25 protein-coding genes and 1 other RNA gene are annotated in these 22003 nt (G+C 45.0%); 17 read left to right on the top strand and 9 right to left on the bottom strand.

What is annotated here, in order from left to right; translation table 11 throughout:
• Positions 1–214: 214 nt before the first annotated feature.
• Positions 215–541, bottom strand: coding sequence for a thioredoxin TrxA (gene trxA / locus C2759_RS06160; protein WP_215304272.1), 327 nt, complete (start codon positions 539–541; stop codon positions 215–217).
• A gap of 118 nt (positions 542–659) precedes the next feature.
• Here trxA and C2759_RS06155 point away from each other — a divergent pair, with 118 nt between their 5' ends.
• Both C2759_RS06155 and C2759_RS06150 read left to right on the top strand, forming a co-directional pair.
• The gene (locus C2759_RS06155) at positions 660–3644 is read left to right on the top strand and encodes a PD-(D/E)XK nuclease family protein (RefSeq protein ID WP_215353903.1); all 2985 of its coding nucleotides are present in this window, start codon (positions 660–662) and stop codon (positions 3642–3644) included.
• Positions 3641–7147 (top strand): exodeoxyribonuclease V subunit beta, encoded by a 3507-nt coding sequence (locus C2759_RS06150; RefSeq protein WP_251366921.1) that lies wholly within the window; start codon positions 3641–3643, stop codon positions 7145–7147. The genes C2759_RS06155 and C2759_RS06150 overlap by 4 nt, the downstream gene beginning before the upstream one ends.
• Positions 7148–7155: 8 nt before the next feature.
• On the opposite strand, the gene C2759_RS06145 is transcribed toward C2759_RS06150, so the two are convergent.
• Both C2759_RS06145 and C2759_RS06140 read right to left on the bottom strand, forming a co-directional pair.
• Positions 7156–7503 carry a BrnA antitoxin family protein gene (locus C2759_RS06145; RefSeq protein WP_215353902.1) on the bottom strand — a complete coding sequence of 116 codons (348 nt, stop codon included), beginning with the start codon at positions 7501–7503 and terminating at the stop codon, positions 7156–7158.
• A complete protein-coding gene (locus C2759_RS06140; RefSeq protein ID WP_215353900.1) occupies positions 7484–7756 on the bottom strand; it encodes a BrnT family toxin in 273 nt (90 codons plus the stop codon). Before C2759_RS06140 ends, C2759_RS06145 begins: the two co-directional genes overlap by 20 nt.
• 194 nt (positions 7757–7950) lie before the next feature.
• Between C2759_RS06140 and C2759_RS06135 the strand changes: the two genes are divergently transcribed.
• The 5 genes from C2759_RS06135 to C2759_RS06120 all read left to right on the top strand — a co-directional run bounded on the left by C2759_RS06135 (position 7951) and on the right by C2759_RS06120 (position 11782).
• Complete coding sequence (locus tag C2759_RS06135) at positions 7951–8787, top strand: tetratricopeptide repeat protein (protein WP_215353898.1); 837 nt, start codon at positions 7951–7953, stop codon at positions 8785–8787.
• Positions 8788–8941: 154 nt separating this feature from the next.
• A complete protein-coding gene (locus tag C2759_RS06130) occupies positions 8942–9436 on the top strand; it encodes a LexA family transcriptional regulator (protein WP_215353896.1) in 495 nt (164 codons plus the stop codon).
• Positions 9433–10734, top strand: a complete 1302-nt coding sequence (locus tag C2759_RS06125) for a Y-family DNA polymerase (RefSeq protein WP_215353894.1) — start codon at positions 9433–9435, stop codon at positions 10732–10734. Before C2759_RS06130 ends, C2759_RS06125 begins: the two co-directional genes overlap by 4 nt.
• A gap of 194 nt (positions 10735–10928) precedes the next feature.
• Positions 10929–11060, top strand: a complete 132-nt coding sequence (locus C2759_RS10615; RefSeq protein ID WP_256441196.1) for a hypothetical protein — start codon at positions 10929–10931, stop codon at positions 11058–11060.
• Between the two features lie 179 nt (positions 11061–11239).
• Positions 11240–11782: a TIGR00645 family protein gene (locus tag C2759_RS06120; protein WP_046330315.1), complete on the top strand. Its 543-nt coding sequence runs from the start codon at positions 11240–11242 to the stop codon at positions 11780–11782.
• Between the two features lie 31 nt (positions 11783–11813).
• Here C2759_RS06120 and C2759_RS06115 read toward each other — a convergent pair whose 3' ends face one another.
• Positions 11814–12470 carry a putative quorum-sensing-regulated virulence factor gene (locus tag C2759_RS06115; protein ID WP_215353892.1) on the bottom strand — a complete coding sequence of 219 codons (657 nt, stop codon included), beginning with the start codon at positions 12468–12470 and terminating at the stop codon, positions 11814–11816.
• A 37-nt stretch (positions 12471–12507) separates the two neighbouring features.
• Positions 12508–12699 (bottom strand): hypothetical protein, encoded by a 192-nt coding sequence (locus C2759_RS06110; RefSeq protein ID WP_215353890.1) that lies wholly within the window; start codon positions 12697–12699, stop codon positions 12508–12510.
• A 113-nt stretch (positions 12700–12812) separates the two neighbouring features.
• Here C2759_RS06110 and C2759_RS06105 point away from each other — a divergent pair, with 113 nt between their 5' ends.
• The 5 genes from C2759_RS06105 (at position 12813) to C2759_RS06085 (ending at position 16718) form a co-directional block, all read left to right on the top strand.
• The gene (locus C2759_RS06105; RefSeq protein ID WP_215353888.1) at positions 12813–13373 is read left to right on the top strand and encodes a hypothetical protein; all 561 of its coding nucleotides are present in this window, start codon (positions 12813–12815) and stop codon (positions 13371–13373) included.
• A complete protein-coding gene (locus C2759_RS06100) occupies positions 13370–15022 on the top strand; it encodes an ion transporter (RefSeq protein WP_215353880.1) in 1653 nt (550 codons plus the stop codon). The genes C2759_RS06105 and C2759_RS06100 overlap by 4 nt, the downstream gene beginning before the upstream one ends.
• Positions 15023–15191: 169 nt before the next feature.
• Complete coding sequence (locus C2759_RS06095; RefSeq protein ID WP_215353878.1) at positions 15192–15470, top strand: BrnT family toxin; 279 nt, start codon at positions 15192–15194, stop codon at positions 15468–15470.
• 5 nt (positions 15471–15475) lie between these two features.
• Entirely contained in the window at positions 15476–15691 is a 216-nt protein-coding gene (locus C2759_RS06090) for a BrnA antitoxin family protein (RefSeq protein WP_371816896.1), read from the top strand.
• Between the two features lie 499 nt (positions 15692–16190).
• On the top strand, positions 16191–16718 hold the full coding sequence (locus C2759_RS06085) for an HD domain-containing protein (protein WP_215356685.1): 528 nt from the start codon (positions 16191–16193) through the stop codon (positions 16716–16718).
• A gap of 19 nt (positions 16719–16737) precedes the next feature.
• Here the strand turns inward: C2759_RS06085 and C2759_RS06080 are convergent, their stop codons facing one another.
• Genes C2759_RS06080 through C2759_RS06070 form a run of 3 tightly spaced genes read right to left on the bottom strand, consistent with a single transcriptional unit; the run spans position 16738 to position 17786 of the window.
• Complete coding sequence (locus C2759_RS06080) at positions 16738–17136, bottom strand: hypothetical protein (protein ID WP_215353875.1); 399 nt, start codon at positions 17134–17136, stop codon at positions 16738–16740.
• 48 nt (positions 17137–17184) lie between these two features.
• Positions 17185–17610: a polymer-forming cytoskeletal protein gene (locus tag C2759_RS06075; protein WP_215353873.1), complete on the bottom strand. Its 426-nt coding sequence runs from the start codon at positions 17608–17610 to the stop codon at positions 17185–17187.
• 5 nt (positions 17611–17615) lie between these two features.
• Entirely contained in the window at positions 17616–17786 is a 171-nt protein-coding gene (locus C2759_RS06070) for a hypothetical protein (protein ID WP_215353871.1), read from the bottom strand.
• Between the two features lie 761 nt (positions 17787–18547).
• Between C2759_RS06070 and C2759_RS06065 the strand changes: the two genes are divergently transcribed.
• Positions 18548–18928 carry a hypothetical protein gene (locus tag C2759_RS06065; protein ID WP_215353869.1) on the top strand — a complete coding sequence of 127 codons (381 nt, stop codon included), beginning with the start codon at positions 18548–18550 and terminating at the stop codon, positions 18926–18928.
• 47 nt (positions 18929–18975) lie between these two features.
• Positions 18976–19125 carry a hypothetical protein gene (locus C2759_RS06060; protein WP_215353867.1) on the top strand — a complete coding sequence of 50 codons (150 nt, stop codon included), beginning with the start codon at positions 18976–18978 and terminating at the stop codon, positions 19123–19125.
• A 48-nt stretch (positions 19126–19173) separates the two neighbouring features.
• Here the strand turns inward: C2759_RS06060 and ffs are convergent.
• Positions 19174–19271: signal recognition particle sRNA small type (gene ffs / locus C2759_RS06055), an RNA gene on the bottom strand.
• A 32-nt stretch (positions 19272–19303) separates the two neighbouring features.
• On the opposite strand from ffs, the gene dnaX reads away from it, so the two are divergent.
• The 3 genes from dnaX to recR are packed head-to-tail and all read left to right on the top strand — an operon-like array spanning position 19304 to position 21960.
• The gene (gene dnaX / locus C2759_RS06050) at positions 19304–20968 is read left to right on the top strand and encodes a DNA polymerase III subunit gamma/tau (protein WP_215353865.1); all 1665 of its coding nucleotides are present in this window, start codon (positions 19304–19306) and stop codon (positions 20966–20968) included.
• Positions 20969–20996: 28 nt separating this feature from the next.
• Positions 20997–21320, top strand: coding sequence for a YbaB/EbfC family nucleoid-associated protein (locus C2759_RS06045; protein ID WP_046330302.1), 324 nt, complete (start codon positions 20997–20999; stop codon positions 21318–21320).
• 25 nt (positions 21321–21345) lie between these two features.
• Positions 21346–21960: a recombination mediator RecR gene (gene recR / locus C2759_RS06040; RefSeq protein ID WP_215353863.1), complete on the top strand. Its 615-nt coding sequence runs from the start codon at positions 21346–21348 to the stop codon at positions 21958–21960.
• Positions 21961–22003: the final 43 nt, after the last annotated feature.

The following is a 22003-nucleotide window of genomic DNA, read 5'->3' as shown; positions in this document are numbered from 1 at the left end:
CTCGGGTGTAGATAAGGGTGTAAATGTGTTTTGGGGTATCGCTGTCTAGATGGACATCAGACAGAATTGAAAAGCGGAATGTTTGGGGAGTTTGCTAAAAAAGAGGGGCACTGGAAGTGCGTTGAACTACTAATGAAATAGATATTACACTAAAAACAGCTAAGAACTACTAAGAACCACAGGCTCACCCAGTGAACCTGTGATCGAGGACTATTTACAGATGACTATCAATAAATGCCGTCAACTGGGATTTAGCCAAAGCGCCTACTTTTTGAGCAGCCACAGTGCCGTTCTTAAAGAGGATCAATGTCGGAATGCCACGAATATTGAACTGGGCAGGAACGCCTTGGTTCTCGTCCACGTTCATCTTGGCGATTTGGATCTTGTCGCCGTACTCACCAGCCAGCTCTTCAAGGATAGGGCCGATCATCTTGCAAGGACCACACCATTCAGCCCAGAAATCCAGGAGAACAGGTTTATCGGACTTGAGAACGTCTTCTTCGAAAGAAGCGTCAGTTACATATTTGATGCCGGCACTCATGAAAATTCCTTAATTAGTCTTACTTAGTTTTATATAGTGATTACGATACAGCGCTTATATTAGCAATAAGCCACACTTTCTGCCTAAATTCTCAAAAGAAGCCATAGAACTACCATCAATGCCGCACCCATTTCCAACCCTAAACGAGCAAGAGCAGCCATATGCTTGGTCAATAGCACCCAATACTAGTGCTCTGAAGTCACTCGCAGAGGGTATTTGGAATTGTGCAGTGCAAACCAATCAACGCCCCTTAGTGGTGCTCAGTACTGCTGGGCCGCTCATGGGAGTGAGGACAGCTTTAGAGCAGTATCGACCCAAAGATCTACCCAGCCACATTGCCTTCCTACCCCAAGTCATGAGTTTTAACGACTGGCTAGAAGCGGCACCAGGAGCATGGAAGTTCCCAAAAAAACAAACTGATTTAGAGCGATGGTTATCTGTATATGCCACGCTTCGCAAACACAAAGAGCTGCAATCGTGGTTCAAGGCTGAAACTGAAGCGGGTTCATGGGGCTTAGCGCAAGCCATCATTGCGGCTTGCGATACCTTATCCAACTCAATAGCACCCAGCCTGCAAAAAGAACTTCATCAGCTGATTTCAAACCAAGAAGAGCTCATCACCCAAAACACACAATCTTGGATCGAAGCTCTAGAACCATCGTTAGACCGCGCTATTGGTCAGGCATACCCAGCCCTTGCTAAAAAAGTAGTGGATCAAGAAGCGCAAGTATTGCTGACCTTTTGGAGGTACATCACCAGCTCAAGCGATCCTGCATTTAGAAAGCAATTTGCTATGGCTGCCCATCTTGAGGCTACTCAGAGAATTGCACCAACAAATGTAAGACCATTAATTTGGGTAGAGACAGCAGATCTAACCCCGATTGATAAGCAGCTCATTCAAGAATATTTAGCAGACTTTGCGCAGCATGCCCCCACAGTTGAAGTAACAATGGACTGGGAATCAGTTGCACTTTGGGCAGAGGCATTAAGCCCCCAAATGCCTGAAGAGCAAAAGCTGCAAACTATTCAAACCAATACTAGTAATGCACATCCAGAGCATTGGCATCTAATTGCCGCAAAGCGATTTGAAGAGTTAGCATGGGCGACTGCTAAAACAATTGAACAACAGCTAATCAGCGGCAAAACAAATATTGCCTTAGTGGCGCAAGATCGTCTGGTTGCCAGAAGGGCGCGTGCACTACTAGCGCGTCTTGGCCCATCACTCAAAATTCAAGATGAAACTGGTTGGAAGTTATCCACCACCAGAGCAGCTGCATCGCTCAATAGTTGGTTGGAGTTATTGCGTGCACCTCCTGAGGGCCCCAGTGCGGCTGACCTTTTGGAGTTCTTACAAAATCCATTCTTAGACCTTAGTAAGTGTCTAAACTCCAACAGCACGCGTGATCCAGAATCCTTAAATGGATTGGTGGCACAGCTCGAAGATATTCTGATTGCCAGCCAGGCTAAATCGGGCTGGGAAACTTTTCATATGGCGATCGAGGGCTCGGTCTCTCATGGTTCAGCCGCGCCTAATCCACTTTTACTAGAGCTTCTGCAATCCATTCGAGGTCGACTCAATCGCTGGCGTGGAATCAAGATCAATTGCGCTCTTGCACATCAGTATCTGATGGATGATATTGAGTTAATGGGTATGACCCATGGTTTAGAAAAAGATTCTGCTGGCAAGCAATTGCTTGAGCTTTTGGAAACATTTTATTTTGATGTGGAGCATCAGCAAATTGCCATGCGCTTAAATGAATGGCTGAGTTTATTAAAGACCGTCATCGAAGAATCTTCTTATGAAGAGAGGGGTGTTAATGCGGCGGCTACTTTAAGTATCCTGCCACTCAGCTCCACTCGTTTTAGGGAATTTGAATCCGTAGTCATGGTGGGTTGTGATGAACAGCAACTTCCTGCGTTTTCAGAGCCACCATTATTTTTCTCGGATGCCTTGAATCGACTCTTGGGCGGATCGAGTATCGAGGCTCAATTTATTCAGCAGGCACGAGACTTATCCCAATTGCTGATTTCATTCTCAAGCGTTGATCTCCTTTGGCAAAGTAAGAGCAAGAGCGGGGAGCCGCTAAGACCTTCTGCTTGGATTCAGCGTCTTCAAATGGTTTTACCCAATTGGCAGGTACAAAATGCCAGCGCCTTATTTGCACCGCGCAGTGCTACAGCAACTCCGTCACAAATGGCGATAGCAAAACTAGATTCAGATTTGCCAATGCCAATTTCGATGAGCCCAAGTGCTTACAAAGCTTTGCGTGATTGCCCTTATCGATACTACGTTCGTAGCCTGTTAGGTTTACGCAAGCTAAAGGGCTTTGAAGAGGGCTTTGATGCTTCTCTCGCTGGGCAAACGCTCCACAAGATCTTGCGTAACTTTTATCACGCTATAAAAAGTGAAGCACAAAAATCTGCCGCAGCAATCACAACTGATCCGGAGATGCGTGGAGTTTGGATGCAAGATCAGCTCACACTTATCTCTGAACAAGTCTTTAAGCGTTTAATTGAGGGTGATGCCAGAGTCTTGGGCGTCTTAAGAGATTGGCAAAAACAAATCCCCAGTTTTATTCAATGGCAGTTAGATCGTGAGGCTCAGGGTTGGCAGTTCCACGATGCCGAAGTGAAGGTCGGCTTTGATCTGCCGTTTACGGATGTAGATGGGAACGAGCGTCACATTCGCATTGAGGGTTACGCAGACCGCTTTGATGTGAGCGTTGATGATCCTGAGCTCGCATCGGTTATTGACTATAAGAATCAGAGTTTTACTAAAGTAGAGCAGCGCTCAGAAGTGGTGCTAGATGACCCACAGTTATTAATCTATGCCAGGGCCTCTAATGAGAGTAACAAGATCCCCGGGTGTGCAGTGAGCGCTGCCGAGTGGGTCGCCTTAAAAGCTGATGTGAAGAAAGATGGCAATGGGGCTGAGCGCTCGGTAGTCGTCGCAGAAATGCCAGAACTCATGCAAGTATTTTCTGAGCAAATGACTGAGGATGTGCAATCACTCTGGTCTGGTAAGCCTCTGACGGCATTTGCCCCTGATAGTGTTTGCCAGTATTGCGAAGCAAGAGGCATCTGCAGAAAGGGGATGTGGTGAGCAATTCTACTTTCCCGGTTAAGGTTGCTTGCGATCCTAATCTCTCTGTAATCGTATCTGCATGCGCAGGTAGCGGAAAGACTTGGTTACTAGTTACTCGAATGGCTCGCCTTCTGCTGGCAGGAGCAAAGCCTCAAGAAATCCTTGCGCTCACTTTCACCAGAAAAGCCGCGCAAGAGATGCGTGATCGCCTCTATCGTTTGTTGGAAGAGTTTTCGCAATCGAATGACGAGCAGCTGCTCCAGCATTTAACTGATCGCGGTCTGACTGCCGATGAAGCGAAGGTATTGCTACCTACCGCCAGGTCCCTCTATGCCAAAGTATTATCAAGCCCACAAGGCATTGTGATCGATACCTTCCATGGTTGGTTTGGCAGGCTCTTAGGTGCGGCGCCGATCTCAACCGGCATTCAGCCTGGCTTTAGCTTGCGAGAGGATGCAAAGCGTTTGCAAGATGAGTGTTTGGAAGATTGGTGGGGTAATTTGCCAGAGGGTATTGCGGCGCATTACGACACCTTACTGAAAGCTCTGGGTGCAAGTGAAACTCAAAAGTTCTTGATGAGTAATTACAGCCTCTTTAAGCAAAGAGGCGCTTGGACATTTTTCTCGCAAGCATGTAAAGCGCACGGCACTACCCCAATAGAGAAACTCAAAACGGATTTATCGAGATTAAAGATTGATAATCCGCTCAATGGAGTCTGGAACGGTATCAACGCTAAAGCAGACTTAGAGTATTTGCATCGCTGCTTTAGTAATAGCAGTGCTACAGAAATGGCTTATGCGCCCACCATTCAGATGGCAATGGATTTAAAGGCTAGTGGCGGTGATGTGATGGAGATGGCGTCGATACTGCAGTCAGTATTTTTGACTCAAGACGAAACCAATCGCACCTCGAACGACAAAGCCGCAGGCGATCTTAAGAAATATCTCAAAAAAGAGGGTGAGCTAGATCGTGAACAAGAGCATGTAACTTATAAGCAAGCTTGGGCAGCAGCTTTCTTAGAATTTGTTGCTTGGAAAAAAGAGCAAGAGGCTTTAGTTCTCAATGAAGCCTGGTTTGCAATGAGTACCGCAATGATGGATCACGTTAACGCAACTAAAGAGTCTATGCGTGTGCGTGATTTTGATGATCTGGAGATCGGTGTCAGTCAACTCATGGCAGACTCTGCCAATGCAGCCTATTTACAGTCTCGATTGGATGCAAAGTACAAACATATTCTAGTAGATGAGTTCCAAGACACCAATCCTTTGCAGTGGCAAATTCTGCGGGCGTGGTTAGAGGGTTATGGTCAGGATGAATCCAAACCCACCGTCTTTATCGTCGGAGATCCAAAGCAATCGATTTATCGATTCCGCCGTGCTGACCCGAGATTATTTAATGATGCGCAGGCTTTCTTGATAAAAGAAATGAACGCAGCCTCATTAAATCAAAACACGACCCGCCGTAATGCCCTGAAAATCAACGCAGCAGTGAATCAGATTTTCGGCGCAGAACAATTGCCAGAGTCATATCCATTTACCGCTCAAAACACTTTATGGAAAGCGCCAGCAGGAAATACTGCAGAAGCGCCATATTCAAGCGAGGGTGAGGCTTACTTATTACCCCTTGTGAAATACGAGCCTGAAGAGCTAGAGCAAAGAGCAGGCAATGCTTTTGAGCAAGCTATTGTGGATGCGAGGCAAACTGCTGATGTTACTCAGCGCTATATTGAGGGCCAGCAGATCAGTGCATTGATCCAGCATCTCATTCAGACGCGTCCTGTAGTTGATCGTGTTGATGGACAAGAGGTCTGGCGTAAGGCAAGAGAGAGTGATTTCTTATTATTGGTGAAGCGCCGCAAGTACCTTCCGCAATTTGAGCGCGCTCTGCGTGAGGCAGGTTTAGCATTCGAGAGCTCAAGGCTCGGCGGTTTGCTCATTACCCTAGAGATTGATGATCTGATTGCACTCTTAACTGTCTTGGTAACACCGCGCCATGATTTGCCACTTGCTCAGGTATTGAGAAGCCCGATCTTTGCATTTACTGAAAGCCAAATGCAAACCCTTGCTAAGGCAATCACCTCAAATCAATATCGCTCTTGGTGGGATGCCTTGCAAGATAGTCCAGATGCAAGCTTGATGCAGGCGGCACGATATTTAGAGCATTGGCGCGTGCTAGGTGAGCGTCTACCAGTGCATGACTTGCTAGACCGCATCTATCAAGAGAGTGATTTGCGCATGAAATACGCCAGCGTTTCTCAAGAAATTGCCCGCGCTCAGGTTTTGGCGAACCTCGATGCCTTCCTGGAGCTAGCGCTCAATCAAGATGGAGGCCGTTATCCAAGCCTAGGTCGCTTTATTGAGGAGATCAACACCATTCGTCGTGGCGATGATGATGAAACTCCAGATGAAGGTGATGTGGATGCTGAGCCTGATCTGGTGGAGCTTGATGAAGAGAGTGAGTTATCTGACGAAGATAAAAACAAGCGCGTTCGTATGATGACCATTCACGGGGCAAAAGGCTTGGAATCCCCATTTGTGATCATGCTGGATGCAAACCATACTGAAGGCAAGGCAGATCATCGTGGTGTCTTATTGGATTGGCCGCCCGAGAGCGAGAGTCCTAGTCATTTGTCGATGTACACCACGGCCACCTTAACCAATCCTCGTAGTGAAGTGCGTGAGCGCGAGCTGCTCATTGGTAAGAACGAAAACTGGAATCTGCTCTATGTTGCGATGACTAGAGCAAAACAAGGGCTTTGGATTAGTGGTGTAGCAAAAGCGCCCACCGCAAAAAACCCTATAGGCCTAGATGAGAAGTCTTGGTATGGCAGAGCGACACTAGGGCAGCTGACTGTACTTAAGGATCTGCCAGGATCGACATACAGTAAAACTCAGACGCCAGTAAGCCAAAAGACGGTCAATTCAAAGAATTTCATGATGGACGACTTTGAGCTTTCCTGGGGTGCAGCTAAGGCGAGTCATGAGCAGCAGCTCAAAGATATCGAGAGCGGCTCAAGTCTAGAAATATTCCAAGAAGATGGTAGCGCACCAGTCAACTCCAAAATATTGGAAGAGGGTGTGCGCTTTCATCAACTACTAGAACATCTCACCCTGCAAACTGGGGCAACTAATCCAGAGTCCATGAGCGTGGATCAAGTAGCTCGCTGGCTCGGTGTTACTGAGGAGTTAGCAAAGAAAGCGCTAGACCAAGCAAATACTGTTCTTCATGCTCAAGAGCTTGCGCAATATCTCACAGCAAATCAGTGGGTACAGGCTTGGAATGAGATTGATGTTGTTAGTCTAGATGGTAAAAGCTTCCGCTTAGATCGCTTAGTAGAGTTTGAAGATCATTTGGCCATCCTCGACTACAAGCTCACAATCCCCGAGACGGGCAGTGAGGCGTATAACAAGTACCGGGCACAACTCAATAACTACAAACAAGAGCTTGCCAGAATACGCCCAGATAAGCCTGCTAAGGCCTTTTTAATCTCCGCTAGAGGTGAGATTTCGGAAGTTAATTAAGTGCATTCTTATGCGGCAATTTTTAGTTTGTTTGATATTAAATTGCCCTTGATGATTTTCTTCTCAACTGCCGATATCGATTTAGCTTCTTTTTTAATCTCACCTAGCACTAGATTAATAAAGGTCTGCCAACCCTCACCCTTAGATTTGTAAAAATCTAAAACATCTTTATCGATTCTCAGGGTAACTTGCTCTTTGCTACCGCTACCGAGGGGCCTGCCGCGACCGCGAACCATTGTAGGCCTAGCTTTCTCCCATTCTTCATCGGTGAACGGAATGGAGTCTGGGTCTGCCATTGCAGCTTTTGTGATTGCAGCATCTTCTGCTGCAGTCGGTCTAATTATTTTCTTTTTCATACTTTTCCACCTCCCGAACATTTGCTTTTCTCAAGCTAATAACTCTGATGCCTACTTTTAGTTCAATGTAAACGATGCAGTACAGGCGTTGCTTCATTAGAACCAGTGCTATGCGTCTTTCCTCACCATAATTTTTCCTGCCATCAATCCACTCTAGGGCTGTATCCCACTCAAGTAGACTAGCCTTTGCAAGAGATAAACCGTGTTTCTGAATATTTGAACCATTTTTAGCCGAATCATAAGATAATTTCATCGGAAATATTGTAGCTACGTTAAATCATATCAGCAATGAATTAATATAGCTACAAAAAATAAGGATACTTAATCTCTAGAATTGCGACGCTCCCCTTGAAATCTCCCCTAAAGACCCAATATAAATAGGGAATAGCAAAAATCCCCAAACTAGGGATAATGAAATTCACATGAAACATCCTACAAGGAGTCTTGATGAACATTCGTAAGGTAATCAATTTATTTGTTGGCGTATTCGCAGCAGCGGTATTGTTAACTAGCAACGCTGTGTTTGCCGAGGCAACTTTGCCAGAGGTATACAAGGCTGTGCAATCTGGGCAGATGGCTAAAGCCGATGCGATGATGAAAGAGGTTCTGCAAAATCATCCTAATAGTGCAAAGGCGCACTATGTAGCATCTGAGCTTTATCTCAAAGAAGGTAAGGTAGAAGCAGCGCGCAATCATTTCATCAAAGCGCAAAACTTAGCTCCTGGTTTGCCGTTTGCTCAGCCTGAGTCTGTGCAAAAACTGCAAGTGCAACTCGCCAGTGGCGCAGGTAGTTCTGTTGCTAGTTCAGCTCCATCTTCCATTTTTAGCAATCCACTTTTTTGGGGTTTGATTGCCATCTTGGTAGTAGGCGTCATTATCGTGATGAAGCGTCGTAAAGCTCAAGCAGTACAGGTTTATAACGCCCCAAGCGCTGGTTACCCTGGCACTCCAGGCGGCCCTGCTGGCTATCCTGGTGGCCCTGGCGGCCCTGGTTACCCTGGAGCTCCAGCTGCAGGTGGTATGGGTAGCGGCCTAATGGGTAGTCTTGCAACTGGCGCTGCATTAGGTGCCGGTATGTACGCTGGTCAAGCATTAGCAGGCAGCCTTATGGGTGGTCGTGATGGCGGTCATTCCAACGCTAATGCCAACTCCAACATGAACCAAGTAGGTGGCCCAGCATCATTAGATCCAAATTTTGGCGTGCGTGATGCCAGCTCTTGGGATGATAGCGGCGCCAGCTCATGGGATGACAGTGGTGGTGGCGACTTTATGAGTGACGTTTAATTTACTTGTTGATCAGAAGCTAGACAACTCAGCCACAACAACCACCTTCGGGTGGTTTTTTATCGCCTAATATTTAAGCAAATAGCTCAAAAGCAACAAAAATTACATTATTTTTCAGCTTTTTACATATACTGTATAGATATACAGTATATTAATGAACATGACGACTCAGCTGATCTCCCCAAAATCGACCTTAAGCCAAGCTCCACAAGCCTTGGGGGTTCATTCTGCGTATGAGTTCAAGCTTCTAAGTCACCGCATTTCAGCCGGATTTCCGAGTCCAGCGGCCGATTATGCCGAGGAAGGTCTCGATCTCAATAGTTATTTAGTCCAAAACAAGCCAGCCACCTTCATGTTTACCGTCAAAGGGGACTCGATGATGGGCGCGGGCATTTGTGACGGCGACAAGGTGGTGGTGGATAAAGCGCTGAAACCAAAACATAAAGATATCGTCGTTGCGGTAGTGGACGATGAGTACACCATTAAGCGCCTCTATCAATTGCGTGGCAAAACCGAGTTACAGCCAGAGAACCCCAATTACAAGCCCATTACCTTTAATGAGAACAGCGAACTCCAAATCTGGGGTGTGGTCGTTGGAGTAGTGCGTAAGTACAGCCACGCTAGCAGCAGAAACGGCAGGTCGGCATGAACCAAGCCGGCCAAACTAATCAACTCTTCGCACTGGTCGATGTAAACAATTTCTATGTATCTTGCGAGCGTGTATTTGCTCCCAAACTGGAAGATGTGCCGATGGTAGTTCTATCGAATAACGATGGTTGCGCCGTAGCGCGCAGTGCTGAAGTGAAAGCGCTGGGTGTGAAGATGGGTACGCCTTGGTTTCAGATGAAAGATCTGGCTCAGCAACATGGCATCCAAGCCTATTCATCAAACTACACCTTATATGGCGACATGAGCAGCAGGGTAGTGGAAGTCTTAAGAAAGTTCACACCCAATTTAGAGGTCTACAGCATTGATGAGAGCTTTCTGCAAATCGAGACAGTGCTCAAGCAATATGCTGATCCGACTAGCTTAGGTCAAATCATCAAGCAAGACGTTAAAGATACAACAGGCTTACCAGTATGCGTAGGTATTGGTGCTAGCAAGACACTCGCTAAGTTGGCTAATCACTTGGCCAAAAAGAATCCTCAGTTTGCTGGTGTGTGTGACATCAGCTCCATGCCTAAAGCAGTGCTCTATCAGTGGATGGCCGAGACAGCGGTAGGTGAGGTGTGGGGTATTGGTGGGAAGACTGCCAAGAAACTCAAAGAGCTCAAGATCAATAGCGTGTTTGATCTAGTGCAAATATCGCCACAAGCTATGCGTCAACAGTTTGGCGTTGTGATCGAGCGTATTTGCTACGAATTGCGCGGCGTGTCTTGTTTACATCTCGAAGAAGTAGCTCCAGCCAAACAGCAGATTATTTCCTCAAGAAGTTTTGGTAAGCCAGTAGCTTCAATGGAAGGTCTGTCTGAGTCTGTTGCCACTCATGCCGCAAGAGGTGCTGAGAAGCTCAGAAGCCAGAAGTCAGTCACGGGCGCGCTTACGATCTTTGTACAAACTAACCCGCACAAACCATTTGAGCCACAACATCATCAAAGCATCACAGTAGTTCTGAGTGATCCTAGTGATAACACCTTAACGCTGACTAGCGCCGCATTAAAAGGTTTGAAGCAAATCTATAAAGCAGGCTTTAAGTACAAGAAGGCAGGAGTCATTCTCAACCTCTTGGCCGACAAACCCACGATGCAGCAATCCCTATTTGATGACATGGAAGTCAAAGGCAAGTCCGCCGGTCTTATGAAAGCGATGGACTCGATCAATACTCGCTTTGGTGGTACTGCAATCAAAACCGCTGCATCCGGAACCAAGCAAGACTGGAAGATGCGATCAGGTAACAAATCACCGAACTACACCACGCAGTGGGATGAGTTGCCGGTAGTGCGCTAAAGAACAAGCAAAAAAATGAAACAAACAATAGAACAAACAATGAAAAAAATGAATAAAAAACAACAAATAACCAAGCTAATTTTACTAGCTCATTTTGTGAGCTAGTAAGTCAATATTCTGAATACATAGAAACAAAACAGCAATAAAAAAACAACAAAACCTCATTAACTTAGATACATACCAGGAGAAATCAAATGGAACTATTAAATAACTTTAACGGCATCTCACTTGCAGTGATTATGGTTTTGTCTTACTGCGCAGTCTTGAAAAATACTAAGCGCAGTGAGCAAAAAAAGTCACGCATGTTTAGCCGCGACTATCAGTAAGAGTAATCAGTAAAAGTAGCAAGAATCAGCAGTAAGCCAATAAGCGGGAATAAGGAAATCACGGATTCCTTATTCCCTGCCAAAGGCAAGGCAAAGAGATCAGTATTTCAGCATAAAGACGCAATAAACTAGGTATTTGTATGTAATAGAAATGCCTTAAATATCGTTAAAATAACGCCATGACTGAAGACAAGCAAACCTTTTTAGATAAAAAATTACGCCCTCTACCGCGCTGGATATTCATGTCCCGTTGGTTGCAGGCACCTCTCTATATTGGCTTAATCGTAGCCCAGGGTGTTTATGTATGGCAGTTCTGGTTAGAGTTGGCTCATCTCATCAGCATGATGTCAGAGAAGAACATGACAGAAACCGCACTCATGCTCATTGTGTTGGGCTTGATTGATGTGGTGATGATCTCTAATTTGCTGGTGATGGTCATCGTCGGCGGTTGGGAAACCTTTGTGTCGCGTTTAGAGCTGGAGAATCATCCGGATCAACCTGAGTGGTTATCGCATGTCAATGCAGGCGTACTCAAGGTGAAGCTGGCAACTGCCATTATTGGCATCTCATCGATCCATTTGCTCAAGACCTTTATTAATGCATCTTCGCACGATGAAAAAACCTTGCTGTGGCAAACCGTCATTCACATGACTTTTGTATTTTCAGCTCTTGCGATTGCCTATACAGAAAAGCTTGTAGCTTCTGCGCACCAAAAGCACTAAATTAATTAGAGCTTAATAGAACTTAAAAAACTTAGGCCTGTAAGGCTTTGCGAAGGTATTCAGAGACGTTGTCTTGTCGCAGCATCCATTGCTTGTAATCGGGCGGTACTTGATTAATGAGTTCACCCTTGTGTTTACCAAAGGGCATGATGGTCGGAATGCGAGCCTTCTCAGACATTTCCCATAAAGCATCTAGAGAAGCAGGTTTGAGCTTCTCAATAATCTGTCCAAGTATCTTCGAACAAATCCAGACATCAGCTAGCGCGCTGTGTGCATCGCGTAACTGCTCTCTAGCGGACGAACGTTCAAAGTGATAGAGCAGGGCACTTTGGGTGTGACTATCCAGATCCGGCCAAAGACTGCGAGCAAGCGCTAGAGTGCAAATGCGTTTGACTTCAGGTTTACCAATGGCCTCCCAGTCAAAATCAATACTATGACCAATGATGTATTGAATCCCAGCAGGTAACTTGAATGAGCTGCTAGGTGGACAGCCCACTAGCTCTTCATCCATGATGTGGTGGGTTGCTAGTGCACCTAGGCTAATCGGCTTGCCTGGGTTGTAACGTTGCACCCAAGGATTACCAACGGATAATGGATTAATAGAGGCGACATCTAATGAGGCAGCTTCAATAATGACGGCAACCGTCTTATCGGTGGCTTCAACATCAAAAATAATGGCTTGGATCATAAAAATCTTAAAAGAGAATGGCTTAAAGCCAGGCTAGCTATTTGTTGCCTGGAATATCTGATTTACTAGCAGCATCTGGGGATAAACCCTTGTTTTTGTCGTGTTCAGCCAGTTTTTGCATGATGTTTTGAGCCATTGGGGATAAATCTTGAGTAGGCTGGGCGGGATTAACTCCGAGTTTTACTCTCTTTTTCTTTAATAAATTTTGTAACACTGTTTGGAAAAACATTGATAATCCCCGTGTGGCTGTGTTGGTGGAGTCTTGTTGAATTCAAAACCAAATATACAGGAATTAAAAGCGGCAAGATAGTCGCTTTAATCAAGAAAAGCTGGGAGAGCGTATTGGGCAAGAATATCCAAAGTCTATTTCGAGAGATGAGCGTCTCGGACTTCTTCTTTATCGTAGTCGCCATTGCCAACGTAATCTTACTGACCTATCTCGGATATGGCAATTATCAAAACGCCGATAAGGTTGCGGCAACCCAAGATAGGGGTGAAGCAATCATTACGTGGTTTAGTGAATTAGCTGGCAAGCTTGAGGCGAATGAACCGATTCAACCCGCAGCATGTAGGCCCAATGATGAAGATAGTAAATTTATTAAAGGTGCCAAAGTAAATCACTGGAAAGATTGCGTTGAGGCACTCTTTGCAGCCAAAGGCCCCTTTGAGAGCTACACCAATCTTTTAAAATCAGATGGCCTGGTTTACAGCATGAAATGCAATAGAAAAGATCTGCTGACGAGCGGATCTTTTATCTTTGAAAAAATGACTATCAATCCTGCCGGACCTCCCGGGATCTCCCCACTAGAGCCTGGTGAAAAGCTGATCAGCGGTTTAAATATTCGTTTAAGTGTTTGCGATACCGGTTACTACCTAGTCAAAATTGGAGAGTTTAAATTATGAATCTCCAGTCAATTTCTTTAGGTCGCTTGAACTTGCAGATTCGTAAGTCGATATTCGATCTATTTTTTAATCATCAGATTAAGCATAATTATTGCAATCAGTTTGAGCGCTTCATTACCTACATGATTTTGCTCAATATGGTGGGTTTAGTGCTTGAGAATATTCCGGTCATTTATGAAACCCGCGAACAGCTCTTTCATATTTTTGATGTGGTCTCACTGGCCATCTTTTCTATTGAGTACGCCTTGCGTTTTTATGTGGCGCCGGAAGATCCCACTTTTAGTTCTGCTAAACATCCGCGTTTTGCTTACTTTAAGAGCCCTTTTGCCATCATTGACTTATTAGCGATCTTGCCGTTTTATTTAGGCGCTTTCTTAGATGCTGACTTGCGTGCTTTAAGAGCTCTGCGTTTACTGCGCCTATTAAAACTATTTCGCGCCTTAGCGCCAGCGGTAAATGAATTCTTAGAAAAAAATAAAGATAAATCTTTTCGTTACAAAATTTATGCCTTAGTGAATGAAACGCCTACGAGCGGCAATCTGCATCAGATCTTTGATATGTTTATTGTGACTTGGGTGATTGTGTCAGTGCTCGCTGTCATTCTTGAGTCAGTCCAAAGTATTTATTACCACCTGCATTCTGAATTCATTATTCTTGACACTATTGCGGTGGTGATTTTCTCCACAGAATATTTTATGCGGATCTATAGTGCTCCTGAGGATCCAAAGTTCCAAGGTTGGTTTAGGGGGCGTCTGCGCTGTGCAAGTACACCAACAGGCATTATTGATCTGTTAGCTATTTTGCCTTTCTATTTAGAGAGTCTGCTCCATCACCTGTTTGATCTGCGTTTCTTGCGCGTCTTCAGATTGATGCGTTTACTCAAGCTAGCGCGGTATTCGGGAGCGACCCAATCCCTATTCACCGTGATCAAGCGTGAGTGGCCGGTGATGAAGGCGGCTGTTTTCATTCTCCTGCTTTTAGTGATGCTCGCTGCCTGCTTGGGTTATGTTTTTGAGCATGAAGCCCAGCCTGATAAATTTGAAAATATTCCGCAGGCTATTTATTGGTCTGTGATTACGTTGGCCAGTGTGGGTTATGGAGATATCTCGCCCATTACCCCTGCAGGTAGAGCCATTACGATTGTGATAGCGCTCTTGGGTATCGGTATTTTTGCGATTCCGGCAGCAATTCTTTCATCTGCACTGAGTGATCAACTACGGATTGAACGTGAAAAAATGATGAATGAGCTTTATCACATGCTAGAAGATGGTGTGATTTCAGCCGATGAGCAAGAGCTTATCGAAGCTGAAGCTAAACGTTTACATTTGTCTCAAGGAGAGCTCATGCGCCTACTTGAAAAGGCCAAGGTCGAAATGGGCCTAGAGCATGCCCCAGACAATGATGCGAAAGGCCCTAAAGGTAAGAGCGTTTCGGGAGAAATTAGTCTAGAGTTTTTATCGAAACATCCTGAACTTGCCGCAGAGCAATTAAAGATTACGATCTCAAAACTTCAGCAAATCGTTAGCGTATCGGATCGTCAAGAACTCAGTAAATTTGCTGATAACCCAGACAACGTTACAGCCTTGCAAGGCAATATGCTGAAATTACTCTTAGAGCATGGTGGAGAAAAGGCGAAGAATAAAGGCTAGATCTTCTATAGACCATTAAAACTCTGTGAGCGAGGATTAAAAATCCTTGTGTCTTTGGTTTGATTTTGCCTGGGGTCACCAAGCTCAAACAATGCCCTGCTTATGCGGGGCATTTTTCTTTTGGTCGGGCGGACTTGCTGCTTCTAATTAATATATGTACAATGTACATATGAATTCGTTGCAATTTGAATGGGAGCCCCGAAAAGCTTCGGCTAATCTGAAAAAACACGGCATTTCTTTTGAAGAGGCTAAATCAGTGTTTTATGATGAAAGTGCCAAGTTAATTTCTGATCCCGATCATTCGGAGGATGAAGACAGATTTATCCTGCTGGGAGTAAGTCATTCTCTTCGAGTGATTTTGGTTTGCCATTGCTATCGGAGTAAGGGTAATGTTGTTCGTATTATTTCGGCTCGCAAGGCCAGTCCTAAAGAGTCAAAAGCTTATTAAAGGTGATGAAGATGCGTAAAGAATATGATTTCTCAAAAGCACGTAAAAACCCATATGCTTCCATGCTTAAGAAGCCTATAACCATTAGATTGGATGAGGATTCAGTGAACTACTTTAAATCTGTATCAGAAGAGGTAGGTATTCCTTATCAAAGCCTCATTAATCTTTATTTGAGAGATTGCGCTACTTCGCATAAGAAATTGAACCTTAGCTGGAAGTAGTTTAGAGTTAGGATAAGAATCTCTTAAGGTCTTGATTGACTCAGTCCCGGGTTGCCAAGAACTTCATAACCACCTTCGGGCGGTTTTTTCATTTGGACTATCAGTATTTTTTTACTCTTCCACGGCTTAATGATATGGTTTAGAGATGAACTGTAAAGAATGTCAATTTTTCTATATTACCTGGGACAAGAGGTTTCCCTATGGTTGCAAGCTATACGAAATTAAGTCTAAGACAACCCCAGACGCTCAAGTTTTGGCTAATACCAACATCGCTTGTCTAGGCTTTAAACCTAAAAATATTAAGTAATAATGTTGATAAGCAAATAGGTTTACTAGGATCAAAAAATCTAGAGTATGTCGCGCGCCGTGCAGAGGCCTTACAAAAGCCTGGCGCAGTCAGTGGCTAAGTCAGTATTGAGTAGCTTGATGAGCAACATGACCGTGGCATATAAGCCAATGGAAAAACACCATAGCAATCCCTATAATGGATGACATCATGATTAATCATTTTGTCCATGCCTTGGCATTTTCAGCTGAGAAACATAAAAATCAGCGGCGCAAAGATGCGCAAATTACGCCTTATATTAATCACCCGATTGAGCTAGTGAATGTTTTAGTAAATGAGGGCGGAGTGTTGTCTTGGGATGTTCTGTGCGCAGCCTTACTACATGATGTACTTGAAGATACCCAAACGACTGAAGAAGAGTTAATTAACCATTTTGGTAAAAAAGTCACTGCGATTGTGAAAGAGTTGACCGACGATAAATCGCTTGCCAAAGAGGTGCGTAAAAGCTTGCAAATTGCTCACGCCCCCTTTGCTAGTCATGAGGCCAAGCTTGTCAAACTCGCCGATAAGATTTGCAATCTACGTGATATTTTGGTCGCACCGCCAGCTGGCTGGGATCTCAAACGCAAGCAAGAGTATTTTGCTTGGTCTGAAGCAGTGGTAGCTGGCGTTAGAGGAACTAATGCCAAGCTAGAAAAGGTATTTGATGGCTTACTACAAGAGGCTGAGCAAATGCAGTAGGTGAGCCTTGATACTGGATCTAGGTATCGAGCTTGCTAGTGATTGATAATTCACCCCACATCACGATGTCCATATCGACCAATTGCCAACCTTTGTGTTGAAAGCCAATATCAAAATCATCTGTGGTTTTGCTCTGCCGAAAAATGGCATTTAAGTCTGTTTGCTCATCTTGTGGCACGGTCTCAGAGAAGTAGATGAGGTGCTGACCTTCGCTAGAGAGGTTTACCTCCGTAAAGTCCTGACTCCCCACGCTAATACCAATATTTTCATCATATTCGGCTAAAAAATTGGGCGGATTCTCTGTAATGAAAGACCCGCTTTTCCAAAGAAAGCCACAATGCATTTCTTTATTATCTTTGCGGTAGGTCATACGCTCGGTAAGGTGAAATTCTTTTTTAGGTGAAATACTAAAAGACATAGAGAACTCCGTTGAGTATTATCCGAAGTAGTAGCTGACGTTAGTAGATTAGGAGGCGATCTTCTTGGTGAGATCAAAGGCAATCACATCCGAAGGCTGATGTGCGTTCTTATCTAAAACTGCACAAGTGAGAAGTCCATTGACTCTCGCATTGGGATGGATATCAATCGATTTATAGTGAATATCACCGCGGATCAGCGCGCTAGGGTAGACCTCAATTTTTTCATCTACGGTAATGGTGCCTTCAATCGTCCCAGCAACAATGAGATTGGTGTAGTGCAAATCGCCTGTCAGAACACCATCTTTGTCGATCACTAAGGTTGCTTTACTTCCAGATGATTCTGTAATGTTGCCTACAAAATTACCCAAAACCCGGATATTGCCATTGCCCTCGAGGTTTCCAAGTACTTTAGACCCCGAGCCAATTTCATTGGTGAAGGTCAGTTGTGAACTAGATGGTTTTCTATCAAACATCGTTATTAATCCCTTAACTTGCTAGAGTCCGACTTTGGAGTCCACTTCATCTTTTGTGATTTCTTTCTCGTCAGATGCTGCCAAATCAGTCTTTCTTCGATTAATTCGTGATTTTGTAATTCAAATGCATGCTTTGGAAGTTGGTTTTCCTCGATTTCTAATTGTTTTTGATTCATGATGTATTTCTCAAGAACGCCAATATGGTTGTCAACAAATCAGTTAATTCATGCTGTGTCGAAACGGGACCGTTCGCACGCTTAACTGATTTATCGACATAGATTTATCTTGTTCTTGAAGAGCCATCTTGTCCAATCAATTTTTGAATTTTTTACGAGATGAAATTTAGTTGCAATGCAACAATGTCATGTAGCTTCTAAGTGCTTGATTCATCTATATACGGATCAAAATATTAGTAGACATATGACAAAAAAATGATGTAATCCCTTATGCAAATAAGGTTATTGTCTTATTAGTTAACGCATACGAAGTTGGGGCGAAAGCCCACATGCTTTAACAACTTGAGCAAATTCATTGCGGCAAGGGTCATCGTGGGCGATCAACTATTGCCCGCAAAAGTAGTCATTATTATTAGGGTCTAGGGGGGCAATACTTACCTACATCCAATTCATCCTTTATCACTTTTCATTACCAACCTAACTCTCTACGCTAAAACCTTTCTCTACAGAAGGAGGTCAGCTTTGCGAGTTTCGATTGAGTGTTCTCATAGGCAGCTACAGTTATTCAAGATCCAGCTAGATTCTCGAACCATGCTGGTTATAGCCATCATTTGGATGATTTGGGGCATCTTTAAAATTTTGAAGATTATTTAGTATTTCTAATTGCAGGGTACAAGCGATCCCACAAAAGTTCAGTCAAAACTCTTCAGTCAAGGTAGTATTTCAGCAGAATGGTATGCATCGTGAGATTGGAGACTTTTGTGGATGATGACTTGATATATAAAAAGCCTCGCAAAGGACCTGCCATCGCTTCTCCTGCGAGTGCAGCGAATGCAAGTACCCAAATGCCCTCATTTGCCCAGCTCCAAGAAAAGCAGCGTAGTGAACTCATTGAGATGGCCCAGGTGCGCTTTGGCATCAAAGGAGGCGCCGTGCAAATCAATCTAGTGCCATTGCAGATTCATTTGGGCATGACTCAAAAAGAAATCTTTAAGGAACTACTAGCTGCCCCAGAAGCAGAGCACGCCGATCAAGTGCTCTATGCGCTAGCCAAAGGGGAGCTTGATGCCGATATGGCCAATCAAATCTTGGCGAGTTTGGCACTGTTAGATAAGTTTAAGAAAATGAAGATAGAGTCCTAAGTGCGTCAATTATTCTCAATTGCAAAAACCTCAATGGATCTTTTTGTATGAATGCTGCTCTCAAATGGTCGCTGATATTGCTAGCTCTAGCGCTAATCCTACTCATTACGGTTGACCAGTTTATTTGTAGTAAGTGGGTCTACCACGACTATGCTGCTGGTATTGACCGTCGTTTATCTTGTTTTTGGAAAAAGTGAGCCAAAGGCAACAAAGGCAATCTAGGCCTTAATGAAGAGTAGGGGAAGGTGGACGAGCCCGACCCCCGGCACTGACAGAATTGGGTTTGGCTGCTTCGTTCCCGACCTGACCAGGTTATCCAAACCGCCATGCGGGAAGGCCCGTCCAACTCCATTTTAGCTTGTTAGAATGTAATACATGACAGCTTTGGCTTTAGCCCGCTCGTGGCGCCCTAAAACATTCTCCCAATTGGTAGGACAAGACCATGTGGTCAAAGCTCTGACCCATGCCTTAGACCAGGGTCGACTACACCACGCTTGGCTCTTTACAGGCACTCGCGGGGTCGGAAAGACCACCATTGCCCGAATTATGGCCAAAGCCCTCAATTGCACCGGGGAAGATGGCCAAGGTCGCATGACCTCAGAACCTTGCGGAAAATGCCCAGCTTGCCTAGAAATCGATGCAGGACGCTTTGTTGACTATATCGAGATGGATGCTGCAAGTAATCGCGGGGTAGACGACATTGCCGCTCTATTAGAAAAAGCAGCCTACGCACCTAGTAATGCACGTTATAAGGTCTACATGATTGACGAGGTGCACATGCTCACCAATCATGCCTTTAATGCCATGCTCAAAACGCTCGAAGAGCCGCCTGAACATGTGAAGTTCATACTGGCCACAACTGATCCTCAAAAGATCCCAGTCACTATTCTGTCGCGTTGCTTGCAGTTCAATCTCAAGCAAATGCCAGTAACGCTCATCGTGGATCATCTAGAAAAAGTACTTGCCTCTGAAAAAGTCGATAGTGAAACCAATGCACTGCGTGTACTAGCAAAAGCGGCCCAAGGCTCCATGCGAGATGCCTTATCTCTGACTGATCAAGCCATCGCCTATGCTGCTGGCAAAGTATCCGAAGAAGCCGTGCGCGGCATGCTTGGCACTTTGGATGATGCCTACCTCATTAAAATTTTAGATGCCCTCATTGCAAAAGATGGCGCAACACTATTGGCTATCTCAAATGAAATGGGTGAGCGCAGTATGTCTTTCTCATTAGCGCTGGCTGATTTATCCAGCCTGATTCAGAAAATCGCTGCCGCACAAATTGTTCCTGAGTCAGTATTGGAAGATTGGCCAGAAGCATTAGAGATTCGTCGCTTAGCTAGTGCACTGACAAAAGAAGAAGCGCAGCTATTTTATCAAATTAGCATTACCAGCCGCCCAGACTTATCATTAGCACCCGATGAGCAAACTGGCTTTGCCATGACGCTCTTACGGATGTTGGCCTTTCGTCCCGGTAATGAAACTCCAGGTAGGGCAGGAGGTACAAGCAGTAGTTCAGCGCCGCCAGTAGCTTCGGTAGCATCAGCGCCAAGACCCTCTGCGCCAGCAAATCAAACTGCTGCTCCAGTCAGGTCTGCAGCACCAGCACTAGCTCAAGTAGCTAAGCCTGCTGCATCAGCGCCAACTCCGTCTAGCGCAGATCGTCCCGACTGGCATACCTTGGTCCGTCAGTTGCCGGTTAAAGGATTGGTTCAGCAGTTAGCGTTTCAGACAGAGTTACAAGATTGGGAAGATTCACCAGCAGGCGTACGCGCCACGGTGGTGACTCCCATGCCCCAATTAGCTTCAGAAGCTTCCATTGGACGTCTTGCAGATGCGCTCACCGCACACTTTGGCAAACCAGTGAAAGTAGTCATCGAAAAGGGTGAGGTTGAAGGCAAGACAGTCGCAAAAGTCGATGCCAAGATACACCAAGAGAAAAGACTCAACGCAGAACAAATGATTGCGCAAGATCCATTTATTCAGCAATTAGAAAAAGAGTTTGGAGCCAAAGTAGTGGGCGGCTCTGTGAAGCCAATCTAAAGATCAGAAAACATAAGGAAATAAAGCGATGATGAAAGGTGGCCTTGCTGGTTTGATGAAACAAGCCCAGCAGATGCAAGAGAAGATGAAAGTAGCGCAAGAGCAATTGGCTGCGCTCGAAGTCACCGGCCAAGCAGCTGGTGGTTTAGTGAAAGTCACCATCTCTGGCAAACACGAGATGAAGCGTGTACAGATTGATCCAGGCGCAATGGATGATCGCGAAATGCTCGAAGACTTGCTTGTCACTGCCTATACAGAAGCATTCAAACAAGTAGAAGCGGCTAGCTCACAAGTGATGTCTGGTGCTACTGCGGGTATGCCAATGCCTCCTGGCTTTAAGTTGCCGTTTTAATCATTCATCAAAAACTGTTTATTTAATGGCACGTCAAGAAGCTCCGCAAGATGCCCTTGGTCGTTTGATCGAGGCATTGCGCGTATTGCCTGGAGTAGGACCCAAGTCTGCCCAGCGCATGGCTTTTTACTTACTGCAGCATGATCGCAATGGGGCAGCTATTCTTGCCAAATCATTAGGTGAAGCTGTTGAGACTGTAGGCCACTGCGCCCGTTGTAATACTTTTTCAGAGACCCAAATCTGTATTACTTGTATTGATGACCGCCGTGATTCATCGCTGCTGTGCATTGTAGAAACACCAGCTGACCAAGTGATGATGGAACAGACATTGAGCTTTAAAGGTAATTACTTTGTATTGATGGGTCGCATCTCACCCCTCGATGGCATGGGTCCTAATGAAATTCATTTTGATCGATTGCTCAATCGTATTGAAGCCCCTGATACTGGAGTGCCAGTCAGAGAAGTGGTTCTGGCAACGAATTTCACTAGTGAAGGCGAGGCCACTGCCCACTACATTGGTGAAGTGCTCAAATCCAAAGGCATCAAAGTCACCAGAATCGCTAGAGGTATTCCGGTGGGTGGAGAGCTCGAGTATGTCGATGCAGGTACCTTGGCCAGAGCGCTAATGGATCGTCGCTAATATTTTCAGAGCTAAGTGGTCACTAAGCCGACATAAATTCCAG

This window comes from Polynucleobacter sp. MG-Unter2-18 (genome assembly GCF_018687675.1).
Taxonomy (GTDB): domain Bacteria; phylum Pseudomonadota; class Gammaproteobacteria; order Burkholderiales; family Burkholderiaceae; genus Polynucleobacter.
The sequence above is the reverse complement of the archived record's forward strand: the minus strand, read 5'-3'. Positions and strand labels throughout refer to the sequence as shown.